Source organism: Streptomyces griseorubiginosus (assembly GCF_001514195.1).
In the GTDB taxonomy this organism is placed as follows: Bacteria; Actinomycetota; Actinomycetes; order Streptomycetales; family Streptomycetaceae; genus Streptomyces; species Streptomyces griseorubiginosus.
In genome coordinates this window covers 1,330,225-1,351,816 of sequence record NZ_KQ948736.1, presented here as the reverse complement: position 1 = coordinate 1,351,816, position 21,592 = coordinate 1,330,225, and the positions used below count along the sequence as shown (strand labels likewise).

At 71.8% G+C, this 21,592-nt stretch carries 20 protein-coding genes; 9 read left to right on the top strand and 11 right to left on the bottom strand.

Translation table 11 applies throughout. From position 1 onward, the window contains the following. Positions 1-100 precede the first annotated feature (100 nt). Together AQJ54_RS18520 and AQJ54_RS46725 are read left to right on the top strand one after the other, a co-directional pair. On the top strand, positions 101-481 hold the full coding sequence (locus AQJ54_RS18520; RefSeq protein ID WP_007385114.1) for a helix-turn-helix domain-containing protein: 381 nt from the start codon (positions 101-103) through the stop codon (positions 479-481). Between the two features lie 261 nt (positions 482-742). Continuing rightward, positions 743-1,030 carry a hypothetical protein gene (locus AQJ54_RS46725; protein ID WP_062238572.1) on the top strand — a complete coding sequence of 96 codons (288 nt, stop codon included), beginning with the start codon at positions 743-745 and terminating at the stop codon, positions 1,028-1,030. 109 nt (positions 1,031-1,139) lie between these two features. Here the strand turns inward: AQJ54_RS46725 and AQJ54_RS18510 are convergent, their stop codons facing one another. The 3 genes from AQJ54_RS18510 to AQJ54_RS18500 all read right to left on the bottom strand — a co-directional run bounded on the left by AQJ54_RS18510 (position 1,140) and on the right by AQJ54_RS18500 (position 7,802). Beyond that, on the bottom strand, positions 1,140-1,904 hold the full coding sequence (locus tag AQJ54_RS18510) for an SDR family NAD(P)-dependent oxidoreductase (protein WP_062238570.1): 765 nt from the start codon (positions 1,902-1,904) through the stop codon (positions 1,140-1,142). Between the two features lie 32 nt (positions 1,905-1,936). Beyond that, positions 1,937-2,788 (bottom strand): DNA-formamidopyrimidine glycosylase family protein, encoded by an 852-nt coding sequence (locus AQJ54_RS18505; protein ID WP_062238568.1) that lies wholly within the window; start codon positions 2,786-2,788, stop codon positions 1,937-1,939. A gap of 85 nt (positions 2,789-2,873) precedes the next feature. Further along, complete coding sequence (locus AQJ54_RS18500; protein WP_062238566.1) at positions 2,874-7,802, bottom strand: ATP-dependent helicase; 4,929 nt, start codon at positions 7,800-7,802, stop codon at positions 2,874-2,876. Positions 7,803-8,299: 497 nt separating this feature from the next. Between AQJ54_RS18500 and AQJ54_RS18495 the strand changes: the two genes are divergently transcribed. From AQJ54_RS18495 to AQJ54_RS18490, 3 genes are read left to right on the top strand one after another with little or no spacing between them, the layout of a single operon-like run. Then, on the top strand, positions 8,300-9,289 hold the full coding sequence (locus tag AQJ54_RS18495; RefSeq protein WP_062238565.1) for an AraC family transcriptional regulator: 990 nt from the start codon (positions 8,300-8,302) through the stop codon (positions 9,287-9,289). Continuing rightward, on the top strand, positions 9,253-9,894 hold the full coding sequence (locus AQJ54_RS43560) for an AzlC family ABC transporter permease (protein WP_243659577.1): 642 nt from the start codon (positions 9,253-9,255) through the stop codon (positions 9,892-9,894). Before AQJ54_RS18495 ends, AQJ54_RS43560 begins: the two co-directional genes overlap by 37 nt. Then, positions 9,891-10,199, top strand: a complete 309-nt coding sequence (locus AQJ54_RS18490) for an AzlD domain-containing protein (RefSeq protein WP_062238562.1) — start codon at positions 9,891-9,893, stop codon at positions 10,197-10,199. Before AQJ54_RS43560 ends, AQJ54_RS18490 begins: the two co-directional genes overlap by 4 nt. A 27-nt stretch (positions 10,200-10,226) precedes the next feature. Here the strand turns inward: AQJ54_RS18490 and AQJ54_RS18485 are convergent, their stop codons facing one another. Further along, positions 10,227-11,171, bottom strand: coding sequence for a hypothetical protein (locus tag AQJ54_RS18485; protein ID WP_079069903.1), 945 nt, complete (start codon positions 11,169-11,171; stop codon positions 10,227-10,229). Between the two features lie 80 nt (positions 11,172-11,251). On the opposite strand from AQJ54_RS18485, the gene AQJ54_RS18480 reads away from it, so the two are divergent. Both AQJ54_RS18480 and AQJ54_RS18475 read left to right on the top strand, forming a co-directional pair. Continuing rightward, positions 11,252-11,446 carry a DUF3046 domain-containing protein gene (locus tag AQJ54_RS18480; protein ID WP_030326905.1) on the top strand — a complete coding sequence of 65 codons (195 nt, stop codon included), beginning with the start codon at positions 11,252-11,254 and terminating at the stop codon, positions 11,444-11,446. Positions 11,447-11,539: 93 nt separating this feature from the next. After that, positions 11,540-12,799: an AI-2E family transporter gene (locus tag AQJ54_RS18475; RefSeq protein WP_079069902.1), complete on the top strand. Its 1,260-nt coding sequence runs from the start codon at positions 11,540-11,542 to the stop codon at positions 12,797-12,799. Positions 12,800-12,808: 9 nt separating this feature from the next. Here AQJ54_RS18475 and AQJ54_RS18470 read toward each other — a convergent pair whose 3' ends face one another. Further along, the gene (locus tag AQJ54_RS18470) at positions 12,809-13,621 is read right to left on the bottom strand and encodes a hypothetical protein (RefSeq protein WP_248845374.1); all 813 of its coding nucleotides are present in this window, start codon (positions 13,619-13,621) and stop codon (positions 12,809-12,811) included. A gap of 363 nt (positions 13,622-13,984) precedes the next feature. Between AQJ54_RS18470 and recA the strand changes: the two genes are divergently transcribed. After that, positions 13,985-15,109, top strand: coding sequence for a recombinase RecA (gene recA, locus AQJ54_RS18465; protein ID WP_062022713.1), 1,125 nt, complete (start codon positions 13,985-13,987; stop codon positions 15,107-15,109). A 253-nt stretch (positions 15,110-15,362) separates the two neighbouring features. Next, on the top strand, positions 15,363-16,232 hold the full coding sequence (recX, locus tag AQJ54_RS43555) for a recombination regulator RecX (RefSeq protein ID WP_388359203.1): 870 nt from the start codon (positions 15,363-15,365) through the stop codon (positions 16,230-16,232). A gap of 90 nt (positions 16,233-16,322) precedes the next feature. Here the strand turns inward: recX and AQJ54_RS18455 are convergent, their stop codons facing one another. The 6 genes from AQJ54_RS18455 to AQJ54_RS18435 form a co-directional block, all read right to left on the bottom strand. After that, positions 16,323-16,847, bottom strand: a complete 525-nt coding sequence (locus AQJ54_RS18455; protein WP_030326891.1) for a cupin domain-containing protein — start codon at positions 16,845-16,847, stop codon at positions 16,323-16,325. A gap of 76 nt (positions 16,848-16,923) precedes the next feature. Continuing rightward, positions 16,924-16,971, bottom strand: a complete 48-nt coding sequence (locus AQJ54_RS47780; protein WP_309506048.1) for a hypothetical protein — start codon at positions 16,969-16,971, stop codon at positions 16,924-16,926. 116 nt (positions 16,972-17,087) lie between these two features. Then, positions 17,088-18,692, bottom strand: coding sequence for an FAD-dependent monooxygenase (locus tag AQJ54_RS18450; protein WP_062238561.1), 1,605 nt, complete (start codon positions 18,690-18,692; stop codon positions 17,088-17,090). A 188-nt stretch (positions 18,693-18,880) separates the two neighbouring features. After that, the gene (locus tag AQJ54_RS18445) at positions 18,881-19,798 is read right to left on the bottom strand and encodes an amino acid ABC transporter permease (RefSeq protein WP_062238559.1); all 918 of its coding nucleotides are present in this window, start codon (positions 19,796-19,798) and stop codon (positions 18,881-18,883) included. Further along, on the bottom strand, positions 19,795-20,472 hold the full coding sequence (locus tag AQJ54_RS18440) for an amino acid ABC transporter permease (protein ID WP_028809886.1): 678 nt from the start codon (positions 20,470-20,472) through the stop codon (positions 19,795-19,797). Before AQJ54_RS18440 ends, AQJ54_RS18445 begins: the two co-directional genes overlap by 4 nt. A gap of 230 nt (positions 20,473-20,702) precedes the next feature. After that, positions 20,703-21,545: a glutamate ABC transporter substrate-binding protein gene (locus AQJ54_RS18435; RefSeq protein ID WP_020139115.1), complete on the bottom strand. Its 843-nt coding sequence runs from the start codon at positions 21,543-21,545 to the stop codon at positions 20,703-20,705. Between the last annotated feature and the right edge of the window lie 47 nt (positions 21,546-21,592).

The following is a 21,592-nucleotide window of genomic DNA, read 5'->3' as shown; positions in this document are numbered from 1 at the left end:
CCCTGAGTGAACACGACATCGCTCCCCGCACGGCCGCGGCGCAAGGCGGTACGGTGGGGCGTGAAGGATGCGGCTACGCGGTCCGAGGAGGGAGCCACCGATGATTCTGCTCCGTCGCCTGCTGGGTGACGTGCTGCGTCGGCAGCGCCAACGCCAGGGCCGTACTCTGCGCGAAGTCTCCTCGTCCGCCCGAGTCTCACTCGGCTATCTCTCCGAGGTGGAGCGGGGGCAGAAGGAGGCTTCCTCCGAGCTGCTCTCCGCGATCTGCGACGCGCTGGACGTACGGATGTCCGAACTCATGCGGGAAGTGAGCGACGAGCTCGCCCTCGCCGAACTGGCCCAGTCCGCTGCGGCCACCCCCAGCGAGCCCGTACCGGCGCCGGTACGCCCGATGCTGGGTTCCGTCTCGGTCAAGGGTGTGCCACCGGAACGGGTCACCATCAAGGCGCCCAGCGAAGCGGTGGACGTCGTCGCGGCGTAGCGCGTCGCTCACGCTGGTGTGAGCGTGTGCCGACAGCGCGCTGAGAAGAAGTGTGCGAGGCCCCGGACGGGCTTCTCCGGTTGATCTGGAGAGGCGCGGGTCGGGGTTTTCGTGCATCTTGGAGCGATCTGCGGGTGGCGTTGTCGGGTGCCTGGGTTGTTGCTTCGGTGACGGTGGACGTCCTGGTGCGTCCGTGTGCCCGGGGTGCGCCCTCCCTCTCGGGTGAGGCGGCGGTCTAGCGTCCGGGCTGGAGGTGGCTGCATGGCGGGGCCGACAGTGTGCCGGGGGGTGGCTCTCGGGCTCGGGGTGCTGTGGTGGTGGGCCGTGGCGTGGCTGCTGCTGTCACCCGACGCCGGCGCGCTCGAAGGGGCGGTCGCAGCCGGCGGGTGGGGGCTGAGCCTGTTGCCGGTCCACTGCGTGCCGAAGGGGCGGGCCATGGGGGCGCTGGGGGCCGGGCGGTGGCGTCGGGCGTGGGGGACGGGGAGTGCGCGGCGTTACGGCGGTCCGGCGCCTGCTGTGGGGGAGGGCGAGGCGGAGGGGAGTCGGTGAGGGGCGTTGGTGTGCGGTGAGGGCGATTCGGCAAGGGCAGCGGGCGGATTCGGCGGGGTGAGCTGAGGCGGTCCGGCGGAAGCGGCCGGCGCGTGTGCGGGTGCCGTCGTCACCAGGGCATCGCTACCCCGCCGTTCGGGCGGAGGATCTGCCCCGTGGTGAAGGACGAGGCGTCCGAGGCCAGGTGGAGGACCGCGTGGGCGATGTCCTCCGGCTCGCCGACCCGCTTGAGCGGTGACATGCGGGACATGAGTGCCTCGGTGTGGGTCTGGGCCTCCTCGTCGTGGCGGTCGGTCATCGGGGTGCGGATCCAGCCCGGGGCGACCGCGTTGACCCGGATGCCGTAGCGGCCCACTTCGGTGGCCAGCGTTTTCGTCAGTTGGACCACCGCCGCCTTGGCCGCGCCGTAGCAGAGCAGGCCGGGGCCTCCGGTGTCCACGGCTCCTGACGCCATCGTGACGATGCTGCCCCGCGTGCCGCGCGCGATCATCAGACGGGCCGCCTCCTGGCAGGCGTACAGGACGCCCTTGAAGTTGACGTCGAGGACGCGGTCGAGGTCCTCGTCCCGCGTCTCCAGGACCGGGCTGCTGTGCATGATCCCGGCGACCGCGGCCAGGATGTCGAGGTGCCCGCAGGAGGCGACGGCCCGGCGCAGCTGCTCGCGGTCGGTGACGTCCAGGGGGTGCGTGTGCGCGGTTCCGCCGGCGTCCTTGACGAGGCTCGCCGTCCCGTGCAGGCCCATCTCGTCGCGGTCCGCGCAGTGCACGGTGGCACCGGCCTGGGCGAGCAGGACGGCGGAGGCGCGGCCGATGCCGCTCGCGGCGCCGGTGACGAACGCGGTGCGTCCGGTGAGGTCGTACGCGCTGACGGCCATGGAGCGACCGTACGAGGGTTTCTGACGGAGCGTCAATTGGTCGTACGGCGTGAGGTTCCGGGGTGTCCGCTCGGTGCTCGGCGCCGGGGGCCCGGGGTGGGGCCGGTCTGGCAGTGGGGGCACCAGTAGGTGGGGCGTTCGCGAGAGCCGTCGCCCTGGTCGGCCACGCGGATGGAGGTGCGGCAGCGCAGACAGGGGCGGGGGGCACGGCCGTAGACGAAGAGGTCCTGCCCGCGGCGGCCCGTCGTGTTGCGGATCGGGCGGTCCCGGTTGGCCTCCAGGAGCTTCTTCGCGAGCGCGGGAAGGTGGACCGCGCGGTCGGCGGGGAGCGCGCCGACGGGGAGCCAGGGGGTGGCGCCGAGCAGGAAACAGAGCTCGCTCTTGAAGACATTGCCGATGCCGGCGAGGTTGCGCTGGTCCAGGAGGGCTTCGCCGAGCTCGCGGGAGGGGTCCTCGAGGAGGTTCGCGAGGGCCCGCTCGGGGTTCCAGTCCGGGCCCAGCAGGTCGGGGCCCAGGTGGCCGACGGCTTTGTGTTCGTCGGCGGTGCGGAGGAGTTCCAGAACGGGGAGGCGGTAGCCGACGGCCGTGCGGTCGGTGTTGCCCAGGATCGCGCGGATCTGGTGGGCGGGACCGCCGGTCCAGCGCTGGTCGTGCGCGTACACCTTCCACGTGCCGTCCATACGGAGATGGGAGTGGAGGGTGAGGCCGCCCTCCACGCGGGTGAGGAGATGCTTGCCGCGGGGAGTGACGTCGAGGACGTGGCGGCCTGTGAGGTCCGCGGTGGCGTACTTCGGGACTCTCAGGTCGCTGCGGGTCAGGGGCCTGCCGGCGAGGGCCTCGTGCAGGCGCCTCGCGGCTTGCCAGACGGTGTCTCCTTCGGGCATGGGTCAAGGGTGGCACGGGGGCGCGGGCGCCGGGGCGGGGCGACTCCTGGGGGCTTTGCGCGTGGTCTCCCGGGCGGGGGCGGTCCTATGCGCGCAGGCGCAGGCCTCGTGGCGTGGCGATGAAGCCTGCTGACTCCAGGAGGGTGCCTGTGGGAGAGGTCAGGGCAGCGGTGCCGTTGATGCGTTCCACGGTGACGGTGCCCAGGGATCCGGCCTTGGCTGCCGCGGCCAGTGCCTCGGCCGCCGTGCGGAGGCGGGGGTCGTCGACGGGGGCGCTGTCGGGGCTGGAAGGCCAGGCCAGGAGGGTCTTGCCGCCTCGCTCCATGTAGAGCGTGAGCTCGCCGTCGACGAGGACGACCAGGGAGCCCGCCTTGCGGCCCGGTTTGTGGCCGGCCTCCGTCGGGGGGTCGGGCCAGGGCAGGGCGGCGCCGTAGGCGTTGGCGGGGTCGGCGGCGGCGAGGACGACCGCTCGGGAGGTGTCCGCAGGGGTCTGCCTGCGGTGCAGGAAGCCCGAGCCGTGGGCGGGCGGGGGGTAGTCCCGTGGGGAGATGTACTGGTCCCGGGAGGCCGGCGAGGGCAGACCGCGCCCCGGTGCGGGGAAACCGTCGGGGGCTTGCGCGGGGGAACCGTCGGAGGCTTGCGGGTCCAGGTCGGTGGGTGGGTCGAAGGGACCGAAGGCGTCCGCCCAGTCGAAGTCCTCGGTCAGGGTGCCGGGATCGGTGGGGGCGTCGAGTCCCGGGCCTGCGGGAGCGGGGGCCGGGACGGGCTCGCCCCGGTCGCGGGCGTTGGAGACGGCTCGTAGGCGGTCCACCGCTCCGTCCATGGCGAACTGGGCGGCGCCGAGGCCCTCCACCACGTAGCCGCGGCGGGCCTGGCCGCTGTCCTCGAAGGCGGAGAGGATGCGGTACACCGCCGAGAAGCCGCCCTCGACGCCCTCCGCCGCGACCGCTCCGCGGGTGACGACGCCATGGCGGTCGAGGAGGGTGCGGGCCAGGGCGTGGGCGCGCACGGTCGGGTCGGGCTCGCGTGGGGGCAGCAGGGACCAGCGGCCCGCTGCCGTCGGCGGCCCGCTGCGGGAGGCGCTGCGAGCCGCGGCGGTGAGGGAGCCGTAGCGGCCGCGCGGGACGCTGCGTTTGGCGCGGTGGGCGGTGGAGCCGGCGGTGCGGCCCGAGCCCAGCAGGGAGCGCATGGGGGTGAGGGTGTCGTTGGTGAGCCGCCCGGACCAGGCCAGGTCCCATACCGCGTCGGCCAGTTGGGGGTCGGTGGCCTCGGGGTGGGTGGTGGCGCGGACCTGGTCGGCGATCTGGCGGAAGAACAGGCCGTAGCCGCCGGCGAGGGCATCCAGGACGGACTGGTGGAGTGCCGTCAGCTCCAGGGGGTGGGGCGGCGGCAGGAGGAGAGGGGCCGCGTCCGCGAGGTAGAGGGAGACCCAGCCGTCCTTGCCGGGGAGGGCGCCCGCTCCGGCCCACACGATCTCCCCTGCGGCGGTGAGTTCGTCGAGCATGGCGGGCGTGTAGTTGGCGACGCGGGACGGCAGGACGAGCTTCTCCAGTGCGGAGGCGGGCACGGACGCGCCCTGGAGCTGCTCGACCGCGCGCACCAGTCCGTCGACGCCCCGCAGGGAATGGCCCTTGCCGATGTGCTGCCACTGCGGCAGGAACTGAGCCAGGGCCGGGGGCGCCACCGGTTCCAGTTCGTGGCGCAGGGCGGCCAGGGAGCGGCGCCGCAGACGGCGGAGCACGGTCGCGTCGCACCACTCCTGGCCGATGCCCGCCGGATGGAACTCTCCCTGTACGACACGGCCGCTCGCGGCGAGCCGCTGCAAAGCGCCCTCGGTGACCGCAGTGCCCAGGCCGAAGCGGGCCGCGACCGTCGCCGAGGTGAACGGGCCGTGGGTGCGGGCGTACCGCGCGAGGAGGTCGCCCAGGGGGTCCTTGACGGGCTCGGTGAAGGCCTCCGGGACACCGACCGGCAACGCGGTGCCGAGGGCGTCGCGCAGGCGGCCCGCGTCCTCGATCGCGGCCCAGTGGTCGGCGCCGGCGACACGGACCCTGATCGCGCGGCGGGCGCGGGCGAGCTCCTGCGCCCACTGCGGTTCGGCGCCCCGCTGGGCCAGCTCCGCGTCCGTGAGCGGACCGAGGACGCGGAGCAGGTCCGCGACTCCCTCGGCGTCCTTGACGCGGCGGTCGTCGGTGAGCCACTGGAGCTCCCGCTCCAGCTCGGTCAGCACCTCGGCGTCGAGCAGCTCTCTGAGCTCCGCCTGGCCGAGCAGCTCGGCCAGCAGGCGGGAGTCCAGCGAGAGAGCGGCCGCGCGGCGCTCGGCGAGGGGCGAGTCGCCCTCGTACAGGAACTGGGCGACGTACCCGAAGAGGAGAGAGCGGGCGAAGGGGGAGGGCTCGGGGGTGGTGACCTCAACCAGGCGGACCTTGCGGGACTCCAGGTCGCCCATCAGCTCCACGAGGCCCGGCACGTCGAAGACGTCCTGGAGGCACTCGCGGACCGCCTCCAGGACGATCGGGAACGAGCCGAACTCGCTCGCCACCTCGAGCAGCTGGGAGGCGCGCTGGCGCTGCTGCCACAGCGGGGTGCGCCTGCCGGGGTTGCGGCGGGGCAGCAGGAGCGCGCGGGCGGCGCACTCGCGGAAACGGGAGGCGAACAGGGCCGAACCGCCGACCTGGTCGGTGACCATCTGGTCGACCTCGCCCTTGTCGAAGACGACGTCCGCGGCGCCCACGGGGGCCTGCTCCGCGTCGTACTCCGTGCCGGTCGTGGCCGGGTCCCGGTCGAGGAGGTCCAGGCTCATCAGGTCGGCGTCCGGCAGCCTGAGGACGATGCCGTCGTCGGCGTGCATGACCTGGGCGTCCATGCCGTAGCGCTCGGAGAGCTTGGCGCCGAGGGCGAGCGCCCAGGGGGCGTGGACCTGGGCGCCGAAGGGGGAGTGGACGACGACCCGCCAGTCGCCGAGCTCGTCGCGGAAGCGCTCCACGACGATGGTGCGGTCGTCCGGGATGTGGCCGCAGGCCTCGCGCTGCTCGTCGAGGTACGAGAGCACATTGTCCGCCGCCCAGGCGTCCAGGCCCGCCGTGAGGAGGCGCAGACGGGCGTCGTCCTTGGGGAGCGAGCCGACCTCGCGCAGGAACGCGCCCACCGCGCGGCCCAGTTCCAGGGGGCGGCCCAGTTGGTCGCCCTTCCAGAAGGGCAGCCTGCCCGGGACGCCGGGGGCGGGAGAGACCAGGACGCGGTCGCGGGTGATGTCCTCGATGCGCCAGGAACTGGTGCCGAGCGTGAAGACGTCCCCCACGCGCGACTCGTAGACCATCTCCTCGTCCAGTTCGCCGACCCGTCCGCCGCCCTTCTTGGGGTCGGAGCCGGCGAGGAAGACGCCGAAGAGACCGCGGTCGGGGATGGTGCCGCCGGAGGTGACGGCGAGGCGCTGGGCGCCGGGGCGACCGGTGACGGTACCCGCGATGCGGTCCCAGACGACGCGCGGGCGCAGTTCGGCGAAGGCGTCCGAGGGATAGCGGCCGGCGAGCATGTCCAGGACCGCGGTGAACGCGGACTCGGGCAGGGAGGCGAAGGGGGCCGCCTTGCGGACGGTGGCCAGGAGGTCGTCGAGCTGCCAGGTGTCCATCGCGGTCATCGCGACCAGCTGCTGCGCGAGGACGTCCAAGGGATTCGCCGGGACCTTGAGGGACTCGATCGAGCCGGTACGCATGCGCTCCGTGACGACCGCCGCCTGGACGAGGTCGCCACGGTACTTCGGGAAGACCACGCCGGTGGAGACGGCACCGACCTGGTGACCCGCGCGGCCGACACGTTGCAGGCCGGAGGCCACCGAGGGGGGTGACTCGACCTGGACCACGAGGTCCACCGCGCCCATGTCGATGCCGAGTTCGAGGCTGGAGGTGGCCACCACCGCGGGGAGACGGCCTGCCTTCAGGTCCTCCTCGACCAGGGCGCGCTGTTCCTTGGAGACCGAGCCGTGGTGGGCCCGGGCGATCACCTGGGGTGCGCCCTGGGCCGCGCCCGAGCCGCCCATGAGTTCCGCGGGGGCGTGGTGTTCGTCCAGGGGTTCGCCGGTGGCCCGCTCGTAGGCGATCTCGTTGAGGCGGTTGCAGAGGCGTTCGGCGAGGCGGCGGGAGTTCGCGAAGACGATCGTGGAGCGGTGGGACTGGACGAGGTCGGCGATGCGCTCCTCCACGTGGGGCCAGATCGACGGACGCTCGGCGCCTTCGTTGCCCTCGGCGACCGGGGAGCCGCCCAGTTCGGCGAGGTCCTCCACGGGGACCACCACCGAGAGGTCGAACTCCTTGCCCGACTTCGGCTGGACGATCTCCACCTTGCGGTTCGGCGAGAGGTAGCGGGCGATCTCGTCCACGGGGCGGACGGTCGCGGACAGTCCGATGCGGCGGGCCGGCTTCGGGAGGAGCTCGTCCAGGCGCTCCAGGGAGAGGGCCAGGTGGGCACCCCGCTTGGTGCCGGCCACGGCGTGGACCTCGTCGAGGATCACCGTCTCGATGCCGGTGAGCGCGTCACGGGTCGCCGACGTCAGCATCAGGAACAGGGATTCCGGAGTGGTGATCAGGATGTCCGGGGGACGGGTGGAGAGGGCTCGGCGTTCGGCCGCGGGGGTGTCGCCCGAACGGATGCCCACCTTGACCTCGGGTTCGGGCAGGCCCAGGCGGACGGACTCCTGGCGGATGCCGGTGAGGGGGCTGCGGAGGTTGCGCTCCACGTCCACGGCGAGGGCCTTGAGGGGGGAGACGTAGAGGACACGGCAGCGTTTTTTGGGGTCGGCGGGTGGGGGTGTGGAGGCGAGCTGGTCCAGGGCGGCGAGGAAGGCGGCGAGGGTCTTGCCGGAGCCGGTGGGGGCTACGACCAGCACGTCCGAGCCCTCCGCGATGGCCTGCCATGCGCCTGCCTGGGCGGTGGTGGGGGCGTCGAAGGCACCCGTGAACCAGCCGCGGGTCGCGGGGGAGAAGGCGTCGAGGGCGCGGTGTGCTGGGCTGACCATGTGTTCCATCCTGCACCCAGGCACTGACATTCGGTGTGCGGCGGGTTTGTCGTCTGCGGGGTGGGTGGGGGCGGGCGTTTTGCGCAGTTCCCCGCGCCCCTGGAGGCCTGCGGCGGCCCGTTGCGGTTCGGTGGGGGCGTGCGTAGCGCGTGCGGTCCGGTGGGTGGGTCGGTGCCGGGGTGGGGGGTATCCGTCCTCGGTCCGGCGGCTCGGTCGATTCAAAGGGGCCCGGTTCCGGACGCCGGCCGCTGCGGGCGGACACCCCCCACCCCGTCCCCTTCCCGCCGTAGGCGGCGAACAGTGCGTCGTGGCAGGCGTCCCCATGCCCCACCCAGGGGCGCGGGGAACTGCGCGACCAGCCACGACGGACCTCAAGCCGCCCGACAACCGAACCCGGCACCCCGTAGGCGCCCGGCTCAGGCCCAGCGCAGCGGGGGCGCGGCCAGCCCCCACCGGGCCGCAGCCGACTGTGGAACCGCACCCGGCACAATGGGTGTATGGCAGGTTCCAAGGAGCGGGCCAGGCATTGGCAATATGCCGAGCTGCCCGGGGTCGATCTGCTGCGGGCCCGGTACGTGCGGAAGAGGTTCGTGCGGCATACGCACGAGAACTTCGTGATCGCTGCCATTGCCGACGGGGTCGAGGTCTTTCACCATCGCGGGGCCGATCAGTACGCCGGGGCCGGGACGCTGGCCTTGGTCAATCCTGATACGGCTCATACCGGGCGGGCCGGGGTGCCCGAGGGATGGCGGTACGGGGCCGTCTATCCGTCGCCCGAGGTGGTGGCCGGGATCGCGGCCGAGACCACCTCGCTGCGCGGTACGCCGGGATTCGTGCGGCCCGTGCTCGACGATCCGTATGCCGTGGGTCTGGTGCACGAGGTGCTGCGGGCCGCCGAGGAGGGCAACGCGCTGGCCGCCGACACCTTGCTGCGGGTGGCCGTGACGCGGTTGCTGCGGCTGAACGGCGGGGTTCTGCCGGAGCGGCACGTGCGGTCCGCCGGAGCGCGGGTGGCGGTGCGGGCGCGTGCCGTGCTGGAGGAGCGGATGGCTGAGCCGCCCTCTCTGGAGAGGCTGGCGGCTGATCTCGGGACCAGTCCGTTCGCGCTGTTGCGTGCGTTCCGGGGCCTGTACGGGATGCCGCCGCACACCTGGCTGACCGATGCCCGGGTGCGGCGGGCCCGCCGATTGCTGGACACAGGGGCCGCTCCGGCCCTGGCCGCCGTCGAGGTGGGGTTCACCGATCAGTCTCATCTGAACCGGCACTTCACCCGGATCGTCGGTGTGCCGCCCGGGGCCTACCAGCGGGAGCGCAAGAACGTACAAGACTCGTCCGGACCGCTGCTCCTAGCGTCCGAGAGGTGGCAGAACAGAGCGCACTCGCAGATCGGCAACCCCACGGGGGCGGAAAGCCGGACTCCGCCGTCGTCCGAGACGCCCTCGGAGTCGGGGTGGCCGTCGGACTGTCCGGTTTCGCCTTCGGGGTGACCTCGGCCGGCAGCGGGCTCACGCTGCCGCAGACCTGTGCGCTCAGCCTTCTGGTGTTCACCGGAGCGTCCCAGTTCGCTCTGGTGGGGGCGCTCGCGGCCGGCGGGAGTCCTTTCACGGCCGCGGCCGGGGCTTTCTTCCTCGGGGTGCGCAACGCGTTCTACGGGCTGCGGCTGTCCCAGTTGCTCGCTCTTCCGCGCTTCCTGCGGCCCTTCGCCGCTCAGTGGGTCATCGACGAGACCGCCGCGGTCTCGCTCGCGCAGCCCACGCGGCGTGCCGGTCGGATCGGCTTCGCCGTCACGGGGCTCACCCTCTATGTGTTGTGGAACCTGACCACCTTGCTGGGGGCCCTGGGCGCCGACGCGATCGGGGACACGCGCGCGTGGGGGCTGGACGCGGCCGGGCCGGCCGTGTTCCTCGCGCTGCTCGCGCCCATGGTCAGGAGCGGCACCGAGCGGGCCGTGGCCGGGCTCGCCGTGCTGCTGGGGCTCGGGCTGCTTCCGGTGCTGCCGGCCGGGGTGCCGGTGCTGGCGGCCGCCCTCGCCGCGCCCCTGGTCCTGTGGGCGCGAGGGCGTCGCGAGCGGACGAAGGAGGAGGGGCGGTGAGCACATGGATCGCGATCGGCGTCACCGCCCTCGGTTGCTATGTCGTCAAACTCCTCGGACTGCTCGTGCCGGCGGGCGTGCTCGACCGGCCCTTGGTGAAGCGCCTTGCCGCACTGGTGCCGGTGGCGCTCCTGGCCGCGCTCACCGCTCAGCAGACCTTCGCCGACGGGCGGATGCCGGTCCTCGACGCGCGGGCCGCTGGACTGGCCTCGGCCGCCCTGGCACTGCTCCTGCGGGCGCCGTTCCTGGTCGTGGTCGCGACCGCGGTGGTCGTGACGGCGGGGGTGCGGGCTCTGGGTGCCTGAAGGACGGTCGTACGCGCGCGGACCGGCTCAGCCGACGCCGCGGCCGTACGCGCGCAGGGTGCGCAATGCCTCGATCGTCACCATGGGGCGCGCTTCGAGGGTGGTGGACGGTGCCCAGGGGCGCCAGCGGATCGGCCAGCCGCCGTCCTCCTGCTGTTCGGCCGCCAGGTGGTCCAGCGAGCGGGCCATCTCGTCGTCGGTGAACCACGCGCGCGCGAGGGAGTCCGGAGTCCTCGCGTAGTCGTGCGGGAAGTGGTGCTCGCCCGGCGCGTAGCCGGGGGCGACGGGGAACGCGGCGAGGTCCGCGGGGTCCAGCACGGCCAGTCGTCGCTCGCGCACCAGTCGGCCCAGGCGGTCCGCGGTGGCCTGCGCGCGCGGGCGATCCGGAACGGAGTCCAGGAAGGTCAGGGCGGCCCTGATCTCGTACGGGTGGGACACCTGGAGAGACTCCACCGCCTGCCAGCAGAAGTCCGTGGCCCGGAACAGCCAGGCGTGCCACACCTCGTTGCGGTGCAGCAGGCCGACCACCGGGCCCGTGGCGAGCAGTTCGCTCGGCGGGGCGTCCACCACCGGCAGGAACGGGGCCGTCGGATAGCCGCGCTGGGCGGGAGTGACGGCGGGCAGGGCGCCGTCCGGGGTGGAGACGGACGTGAGATAGCGGCACACGCGCTCCACCCGCTGTCCGCCGCAGCGCCCCACGGCGTCCAGGATCCGCAGGGCGTGAGCGATGTGCAGGGGCTGGCTGACCGGGCCGCGCAGATCGGGCTCCAGGGCGTGGCCGTACCCGCCGTCCGTGTTGCGGTAGGCGTCCAGAGCCGTCTCCACCGGGTCGGGGCCGCCGTTCAGGAAGTGGTACGCGAACAGCCGCTGTTCCAGCACGCGCGCGGTGAGCCAGACGAAGTGCTCCGCGCGGAAGAGCGGGGAGTGCGCCGGTGGCGTCTGGGGGAGTGGGAAAGCTCCTGTTTCGGGCATGCGACAGACCGTAGGGCGGAAAGCGGTCTCGACAAGCGGTCCCGGCCGAGGCCCACCCTCAGGGGCGGGATACTGGAGTCATGCGGTTGACGGTCTTCTGGCAGCGGATGGCGGAACACTTCGGTCCGGGGTACGCCGACACCTTCGCGCGCGATCATGTGATGGCGGAGCTCGGTGGACGCACGGTGCACGAGGCGCTGGACTCCGGCTGGGACGCCAAGGACGTGTGGCGAGTGGTGTGCACGGTGATGAACGTTCCCGCGGAGAGGCACTGAAGAGCACTGACAGGTCACACCGAAGAGCACTGACCGGTCACGAAGATCGCAGCAGGGCAGCCGAATGTCAGTGCCGTGGGTGAGACTTGCTCCGTGGCACCCACTGACGAGTCCGGGCAGACAGCCCCGCAGGCACCTCCGTCCGGCACGACGCCGCCCTCCCGGCCCCCGGCCGCAGGCGCCGGGCCGAACGCCCGTATGCCGCGCTGGCTGCCGCGCGCCATGGTGCTCGCCCTCGCTCTCATCGCCGTGTTCCAGCTCGGCAGTTGGGCCTTCCACCAGCTCATAGGGCTGCTGATCAACATCCTCATCGCGTTCTTCCTGGCCCTGGCCATAGAACCCGCGGTGAGCAAGATGGCCGCGCGGGGCATGCGCAGGGGACTCGCCACCTTCCTGGTCTTCTTCGCGGTGCTGATCGTCTCCGCGGGCTTCATCGTGCTGCTCGGGTCGATGCTCGCCGGCCAGATCATCAAGATCGTCGAGGATTTCCCCGACTACCTCGACTCCGTCATCAGCTGGATCAACGGGCACTTCCACACCGATCTGAAGCGGGTGGACGTCCAGGAGGGCCTGCTGCGCTCCGACTGGCTGCGCAACTATGTGCAGAACAGCGCCACCGGCGTCCTGGACGTGTCCGCCCAGGTGCTCGGCGGGCTCTTCCAGCTGCTGACGATCGTGCTGTTCTCGTTCTACTTCGCTGCGGACGGGCCCCGCCTGCGCCGCGCGATCTGCTCCGTGCTGCCGCCCGCCCGGCAGGCCGAGGTGCTGCGCGCCTGGGAGATCGCCGTCGACAAGACCGGCGGCTACCTCTACTCGCGCGGTCTGATGGCGCTCGTCTCCGGAGTCGCGCACTTCGTGCTCCTCCAGGCCCTGGAGGTGCCGTACGCGCCCGTGCTGGCCGTGTGGGTGGGCCTGGTCTCGCAGTTCATCCCGACCATCGGCACCTATCTCGCGGGCGCCCTGCCCATGCTGATCGCCTTCACGGTCGACCCCTGGTACGCGCTGTGGGTCCTGGTCTTCGTGGTGATCTACCAGCAGTTCGAGAACTACGTGCTCCAGCCCAAGCTGACCTCGAAGACCGTCGACATCCACCCCGCGGTCGCCTTCGGCTCGGTCATCGCGGGTACCGCCCTGCTCGGTGCCGTCGGCGCCCTGATCGCCATCCCGGCGGTCGCCACGCTCCAGGCGTTCCTCGGGGCGTACGTGAAGCGGTACGCCGTCACCGACGACCCGCGGGTCCACGGCCACCGCAAGCGGGGCGAGGGGCCCTCGCCGGTCACGCGCGCGCGTGCGCTGTGGGAGCGGCGGCGGCACGGGGCGCAGGACTCCACCGACGGGGACGAGTCGGCCTGAGGCGCCGGTTCAGTACGTGAGGGCGGCCCAGAGTCCGGCGCCGGCGACGGCCGTGACGTAAGCGCCGACCGCCGCGTACAGGAGCCTGCGCCGCAGCGTCTCGCTCCACGGGGTGCGGGACAGCAGCCAGGCCAGCGCGGGAAGGACAAGGACCGCGTGCAGGCTCACACCGTGCAGCGGCTTGAGCGGGGCGGTCGAGTGGTAGGCCGCCTCCTGGTGTCCGGTACGGGTGAGGACGACTCCGCGCGCGATCATCGCGGCACCCGAGGCGAGCGCCACGAGCAGGATCGCGAACCCCGAGCGCACCGCGAGGTCCATCCCCGCGGGGCCCGAGGGCCGCTGCCGGAACGACGCGACGGCGAACACGGTCAGCAGGACCACGAGGACGCCCCCGCCCACCGCCAGCGTCATGGACACCGCCGTGTCGAAGGGCGTCTCCATGTCGAGGTGCGAGGGCACCCGGCGCCACGCCTGGAGGGTGATGCCGCCGACCTCGACCACGCAGTCGGCCGCGAACACCGCGAGCAGCACGGCACGCGTGCGTGCGCCGACGCGCAGATACGACGTCACCCAGGTGACCGCGATCAGCGTCACCCCGAAGGACAGCCCGAACGTCACCGGCTTGCGCCAGGAGACCGGTCCGTCCCAGGGGCCGCCGTCCACGGCGAACACCACGAGGTGCACGAGCCCGGAGATGACGAGGAAAAGACCGGTGGCGTGGCAGAGCCGCTCCACGCGGCGTGCGCCGGGAATCCGCGGCACCGATGTCCGTGCCGACGCCGCGGGCGTTCTGTCGAGGTCCTTGCTGTTCCGGGTGTCCATGGCTCAACACTGGCGAGGACGGCCCCCGGGGTCGTCGTACGGCCGAAGGCACCTGGGGTACGCCGCGGGCAGTAGCCGACCCGCCGGAGAGGGCATGGAAAGGCGGTCGACGGAGGCTTCGGGAGGCGGTCGGAGCCTGTCGGAGGAAGTCGTCCGAGTGCCGCGTGGTGCGCTTGACACGAAAATCGAACATCCATTCTCATGGAGGCTCCGGCCTAGCCGACGGTGTGTCATTCGGCATGATTTGCCCGGAGAAGTACCCGAGTTATCCACAGGCCGGACGGGCGTCAGGGCGCATTGTCAGTGGCAGGCGTTAGCGTCTTTGACGTGAAGCGATCGACTCAAGCAAATCGGGTGGAACCCATGGCAGGAACCGACCGCGAGAAGGCGCTCGACGCCGCGCTCGCACAGATTGAACGGCAGTTCGGCAAGGGCGCGGTCATGCGCATGGGCGAGCGGCCGAACGAGCCCATCGAGGTCATCCCCACCGGGTCGACCGCGCTCGACGTCGCGCTCGGCGTCGGCGGCATCCCGCGTGGCCGTGTGGTGGAGGTGTACGGCCCGGAGTCCTCCGGAAAGACGACCCTCACCCTGCACGCGGTGGCCAACGCTCAGCGGGCCGGCGGCCAGGTGGCCTTCGTGGACGCGGAGCACGCCCTCGACCCCGAGTACGCGCGCAAGCTCGGCGTCGACGTCGACAACCTGATCCTCTCCCAGCCGGACAACGGCGAGCAGGCCCTGGAGATCGTGGACATGCTGGTCCGCTCCGGTGCCCTCGACCTGATCGTCATCGACTCCGTGGCCGCGCTCGTCCCGCGCGCGGAGATCGAGGGCGAGATGGGCGACAGCCATGTCGGTCTCCAGGCCCGTCTGATGAGCCAGGCCCTGCGGAAGATCACCAGCGCGCTCAACCAGTCCAAGACCACCGCGATCTTCATCAACCAGCTCCGCGAGAAGATCGGCGTGATGTTCGGCTCGCCGGAGACCACGACCGGTGGCCGGGCGCTGAAGTTCTACGCCTCGGTGCGCATGGACATCCGCCGCATCGAGACCCTGAAGGACGGCACCGACGCGGTCGGCAACCGCACCCGCGTCAAGGTCGTCAAGAACAAGGTCGCGCCGCCCTTCAAGCAGGCCGAGTTCGACATCCTCTACGGCCAGGGCATCAGCCGCGAGGGCGGTCTGATCGACATGGGCGTGGAGCACGGCTTCGTGCGCAAGGCCGGCGCCTGGTACACGTACGAGGGCGACCAGCTCGGCCAGGGCAAGGAGAACGCGCGCAACTTCCTGAAGGACAACCCCGACCTGGCCAACGAGATCGAGAAGAAGATCAAGGAGAAGCTGGGCGTCGGCGTGCGTCCCCAGGAGCCGACCGCCGAGCCGGGTGCGGACGCCGCGGTGTCCGCCGCCGCGGACGACGCCGCGAAGGTGCCCGCTCCGGCAGCCGCGAAGGCGACGAAGGCCAAGGCCCCGGCCGCCAAGAGCTGATCCCGTGACACGGCGAACCGACTGGGCCGAGTACGAGGACGCTCCGCGAGGGCGGGGCGGTAAGGGCAGCGGGGGTTCTGCCGGGCCGGACGGCGACGAGCACGGGGACGGTACGGGGCACGGGGCGGACGGGGGACACGGCCGCCCGGTGTCGCGCGGCTCGCGTCGCCCCTCCGTCGACGGGCCGTCGGGGGGCGGTGCGGACGGGGGCTTGGGCCATGCCCTGAGGTACGGCGACGGCCGGCCGTACCTGGTGGGCCGCCCCGGCGACGGTGCCGCCGTCCTGCAGGGCGGTGGGGCGAGCGGGGGCGCGGGGCACGGCCATGAGCCGTACGGTGACGATCCGTCATACGGTGGTGGCGAGTCGTACGGTGACCGTGCGTCATCCAGCTCATACGGCGACGGTTCTTCCCGCGGCGATGACGGTCCTGCGTACGGCCGTGAAGAGGCGGCCGCGCATGGCTTCGGGGGAGCCGGACGGGGTTCGCGTCGCGGTGACGGCGGCGCTCCCGGACGGAACGGTCCCCGTGGGCGTCGGCAGCGCCGGCGCGGCTTCGGGGAGTCGCCCGGTGAGGACGGAGGCGGTCCTTCCTCGTCGAGGGCCGAGAAGGGGGAGCCTCCGGCGGACCCGGTGGAGCGGGCGCGGGCGATCTGTCTGCGCCTGCTCACCGGGACCCCGCGCACCCGCAAGCAGCTGGCCGACGCCCTGCGCAAGCGGGAGATCCCCGACGAGGCCGCCGAGGAGGTGCTGTCGCGGTTCGAGGAGGTCGGGCTGATCAACGACAGCGCGTTCGCGGACGCCTGGGTGGAGTCGCGGCACCATGGCCGAGGGCTCGCCCGGCGTGCGCTCGCCCAGGAGCTGCGGACCAAGGGCGTCGACTCCACGCTGATCGACGAGGCCGTCTCCCAGCTCGACTCCGAGCAGGAGGAGGCGACGGCGCGCGAGCTGGTCGAGCGCAAGCTCCGGGCCACCCGGGGTCTCGACCGGGACAAGCGGCTGCGCCGCCTCGCCGGGATGCTGGCCCGCAAGGGCTACTCCGAGGGCATGGCCCTGCGGGTGGTCAGGCAGGCACTGGAGGAGGAGGGGGAGGAGACGGAGTTCCTCGGCGACGAGGGGTTCTGAGACCAGGGGTGTTGAAACGAGGGGTTCTGAGACGGGGGTAGGTCCAGGGGGACCAGGATTCCGGCCGCACGGATCGCGGGCCGGGTGCGCTCACTGCCAGTCCTCCGGCCGTTCCACGTGCTCCAGGCGGAGGATCTGGCCCGTGCGGCTGTAGCGGCGGATCTGGGGGAGGGGCGGGTAGTAGGCGTGCACGGAGACCGCGTGGACCTCGGTGGACTCGTTGAGGACCTCGTGGACATGGTGCTGTCCGAAGGAGCGGCCCTTGCCGGCGGGCAGGCGGCGCTCACGGTCCACGTCGTCGGAGAGTTCGAGGGTCTTCCAGCCGTCGGCGGGCAGCCGGGCGGCCAGGGAGTTCTCCTTGAGCTCACCGGCCGCGGTGATGAACGCGCCGACCGACTCGGCGTGGTCGTGCCAGCCGGTGCCGGTGCCGGGCGGCCAGCCGATCAGCCAGGCCTCGCTGCCGCCCGGGCCCTCGAGGCGCACCCAGGTGCGGCCTTCGGGGTCGAGCGGGAGCGAGTCGATCAGCTCGGTGTCGGCGGCCGTACGTCGGACGAAGTCGAGGAGTTCGGCCTGGGTGGGCGCGGCGACGGCGGAGACAGAGGGGAGGGCAGACACGGGTACCGTCCTGAGAGGAGTTCGCGGAACCGCGGTGCCGCTCAGCAGCGGCACGCGAGAAAGGAAAGCGGCGAATTCAGCAGGACGGGCGACACACGCAGCCCGCATAGCGGACGAGGTCCATATGGACCCTCCGCCACAGGCGCACACAGGTGTCGGTCACGATGCGGAGTACACCATGACGCCCAGGGGCCTTTCAACTCACTGTCACTATGTGGACGCACAGTGACAGTGAGCACGTCAACGAGGACCGGCCCCCGTGCCCGCCTCGGTCCTGGCCGGCGGTCCGCCCAGGGCCGTCTCGGCCGCCGAGTACAGGTCGGCCGGGCGGACACCGCTCAGGGCGGTGACGAGGTAGCCGTCGGGTCGTACGAGAAGGACCGTGTGCGGGGCGGCGCCCGGGTACTCCTCGGCGACCAGGAGCTCGGCGGAGTGCGGCAGCGCGGTCACCGCCGCGGCCAGGCGGGGCATGATTCCGGCGGTCACCCAGTGCTTGCGCTCCCACACACCGGTGCCCGGCGCGACCAGGACGACCAGCAGGGCGCCCCGGCCGAGGCGCTCGTGCAGCCGTACGAACGAACCGTCCTCGGCGGTGACCCGTACGTCCGTGACCGAAGCGCCCGGCGGGGTGTCGACCAGTACCTCTCCTTCGAGGTGCCGGGGTGCCAGCGGTGAGTGGGCGTACGACCCCGGCGCACCGAGCGGACCGCGCCCCAGATGGCCGTCCGTGAGCAGCGCGTCGTGGCCGCGGGCCGAGCCCGGGACGACCGAGCGCAGGCCCCCGCCGCCGCGCACCAGCGGCAGCGCCTGGTCGGCGGCGCGCAGCCGGGCGGAGACGATCGCGCGCCGCTCGGCCTGGTAGCTGTCGAGAAGCGCCTCGTGCGGCCCGTGGTGCCAGGCCAGGGCCAGCTTCCAGGCGAGGTTGTCGGCGTCCCTGAGGCTCTCGTCGAGGCCCTGGGTGCCGAGCGCGCCGAGGCAGTGCGCCGAGTCCCCGGCCAGGAAGACCCGCCCCGCCCGCCAGCGGCGGGCCAGCCGGTGGTGCACGGTGTGGACGCCGGTGTCGAGGAGTTCGTACGGCGGTGTCGAGCCGCCCGTCCAGCCCGCGAGGGTCTCCCGGACGCGGGTCACCAGGAGTTCGGGCGTGACCAGGTCCTTGCCCGGGGGCAGGAGCCAGTCCAGGCGCCACACGCCGTCCGGGAGCGGGCGGGCGGAGATCTCCCCGGCCGACGGCCCGGACGTCCGCCACGGGGGCGTCCGGTGCAGCAACGCCCAGTCCTCGAAGGGGAGTTCGGTGCGCAGGGCGGCGACCGCGTGGCGTTCCACCGCCGTACGGCCCGGGAAGCGGATGTCCTCCAGTTTGCGCACGGTGGAGCGCGGGCCGTCGCAGCCGACCAGGTAACTCCCGCGCCACCACGTGCCCTTGGGGCCGCGGGTGTGGGCGGTGACGCCCGAGGGCTCCTGCTCGACGGTGTCGAGCCTGCTGTCCGTGACGATCTTCACCAGCCGCTCCTCGGCGAGGGCGGTGCGCAGGGCGTTCGTCAGGACGTGCTGGGCGAGGTGCAGGGGGGCGTCCCCGGTCTCCTCGAAGTCGACCTCGCGCATCACCTGCTTGCGGCGCATGGACCGCCATCCGGCCCAGTGCGCGCCCAGCCCGGTGACCGGGACCCCGGTCAGCCGGGACATCAGGGCGGCGGTGTCCTCGTGCAGTACGGCGGTGCGGGCCAGGCGGGGTTCGTCCTTGCCGGGTCCCTCGTCGAGGACCACGGAGGGGACCTCCTGGCGCGCCAGCGCCAGGGCGAGCGTGAGCCCGACGGGCCCCGCTCCGACGATGATCACCGGGTCCACGGTGCGGCGCCTCCTGACCGCGGCGGAGTCCCGAGGGACGTTTGTGAACAGGAGGTTGGAGCAGGGTGCACGATCACAGAACGTATGCAACCTATTGCCGGTGCTTGCGTCAAGTGACGGAGGCAGTGGCGATCATGCCACTGCCTCCGTGTCACTCCTACTTGTGGGTCAACCCACTTGACTGATCATCAGAATCCGCCGCCACCGGTGTTCTCGCCGGTACCGAAGCCTCCGCGCACCGCGGCCGGGTTGACCTCCACCGTGTCCTCGCCCAGCACCGCCCCCGTGCTCTTCTTGCTGCGCCGCAGCCGCTGCTCCAGCCAGCTCGCGAAGCTGGTGAGGATGAAGTTGACGATGATGTAGATGATCGCCACGACGATGAAGCTCGGGATGACGTTGGCGTAGTTGGCCGCCAGCGTCTGGCGCGCGTTGAGCAGCTCGGTGAAGCCGAGCATCACGCCGCCGAGCGCGGTGTCCTTCACGATGACCACCAGCTGGCTGACGATGGCCGGCAGCATCGCGGTGACCGCCTGCGGAAGCAGGATGCTGGTCATCGTCTGGCCCTTGCGCAGACCGACCGCGTAGGCCGCCTCCGTCTGCCCCCGGGGCAGCGAGAGGATGCCGGCGCGCACGACTTCGGCGAGCACCGAGGCGTTGTAGAGCACCAGGCCGGTGACCACGGCGTACAGCGGGCGTTCCTCGCTGCTGATGTTCAGGGAGGAACGGACGTAGAGCTCGTTCGCGAACAGCATCAGCAGCAGGACCGGGATGGCCCGGAAGAACTCGACCACCGTGCCGGCCACACCCCGTACCCAGGCGTGGTCGGACATCCGGGCAATGCCGAAGACCGCGCCCAGGGGCAGGGCGATCACCATGGAGATCGCGGCGGCCTTGAGGGTGTCGGCGAGACCGGGCAGGAGGTAGGTCGTCCAGGCCTCGCCCGTGGTGAAGGGCTGCCAGAGGTCCCACTCCAGCTGGTTGTTGTCGTCCATGGTCCGCCACACCCACCACAGCAGGAGGGCGAGCAGGAGGGTGAAGACGACGGACAGCAGGATGTTGCGCCGTTTGGCGCGGGGTCCCGGAGTGTCGTAGAGGACCGAACTCATCGCTTCACCGCCAGTCGCTTGCTCAGCCAGCCCAGGAAGAGGCCGGTGGGCAGGGTAAGTACCACGAAACCGAAGGCGAAGACCGCGCCGATGAGCAGCGTCTGAGCCTCGTTCTCGATCATCGTCTTCATCAGGTACGCGGCCTCGGCCACGCCGATCGCGGCCGCCACCGTGGTGTTCTTCGTCAGCGCGATCAGGACGTTGGCCAGCGGGCCGATGACCGAGCGGAAGGCCTGCGGCAGCACGATGAGACGCAGGGTCTGGCTGAAGTTGAGCCCGATCGCGCGGGCGGCCTCGGCCTGGCCGAGCGGCACCGTGTTGATGCCGGAGCGGATCGCCTCGCAGACGAACGCGGCGGTGTAGACGATGAAGCCGAGGATGGCCAGCCGGAAGCTCATGACCTTCACGTCGTCGCCCGCGCCCAGCGTGATGCGGAAGATGTCGGCGAGGCCGAGGGAGGTGAAGACGATGATGACCGTCAGGGGGATGTTCCGGACGATGTTGACGTAGGCGGTGCCGAACCCGCGCATCAGCGGGACGGGGCTGACCCGCATCGCGGCCAGCAGGGTGCCCCAGACGAGGGAGCCGATGCCGGAGAAGAAGGTCAGCTTCACCGTCATCCAGAAGGCGCCCCACAGGCTCGGGTCGTCATAGTCTGAAATAAAGTCGAACACGATCTCCCGCGCTTCCGGGTGTGTGGCGGAGGGATGAGGGGCGCGACGCGCCGCCGCCCTGATCGCGGCGGACGGCGGCGAGCCGGTGGGTACCCCGCGCAGACGCCCCGCCGGCCGGTCGTCGCCGGCAGCTGCCGCCGACGACCGGCCACACGCGGGCCGGCGCTCCGCGCCCCCTCAGGGGCGCGGCCGGACCGCGGTCGCAGCGGTGCGCTGGTGGGTTCCCGCGATTACTTGACGATGACGCCGATCTTCGGGGCGGGCTCGTTCTTGTAGCCGGCCGGGCCGAAGTTGGCGTCGACGGCCTTCTGCCAGGAGCCGTCGCTGACCATCTTCTCCAGCGCGGCGTTGATCTTGTTCACGGTGGCGGTGTCGCCCTTCTTGACACCGATGCCGTAGTTCTCGTTGCTCAGCTTGAGGCCGGCGAGCTTGAACTGGCCCTTGTACTTGTCCTGCGAGGCGAAGCCCGCGAGGATCGAGTCGTCCGTGGTCAGGGCGTCGACGGCGCCGCTCTGGAGGCCGGCGATGCACTCCGAGTAGCCGGAGTACTCACGCAGCTGGGCCTTCGGGGCGAAGTCGTCCTTGACGTTCTGCGCCGAGGTGGAGCCGGTCACGGAACACAGCTTCTCGCCGTTGAGGTCCGTGGCCTCGCTGATCTTGGAGTCCTTCTTGACCAGCAGGTCCTGGTGGGCCAGCAGGTACGGGCCGGCGAAGTCGACCTTCTTCTTGCGCTCGTCGTTGATCGAGTAGGTGGCCGCGATGAACTTCACGTCGCCGCGGGCGAGCGCGTTCTCACGGTCGGCACTCTTGGTCTCGACGAACTCGATCTGGTCGGGCTTGTAGCCGAGCTGCTTGGCCACGTACGTGGCCACGTCCACGTCGAAGCCGGAGAAGGAGCCGTCGGGCTTCTTCAGACCGAGGCCCGGCTGGTCGTACTTGATGCCGATCTTGATCTTGCCGCCGCCGGAACCCGAGCCCGAGCCCTCGTCCTTGCTGTCGCCGCCGCACGCGGTCGCGGACAGGGCGAGGGCGAGAACGGCTGCCGAGGCGGCGGTGACCTTGCGGAGCTTCATGGTGAACATCCTTTGGGTGGTGAAGAGATGTGGGCCGTCGGTGGTCG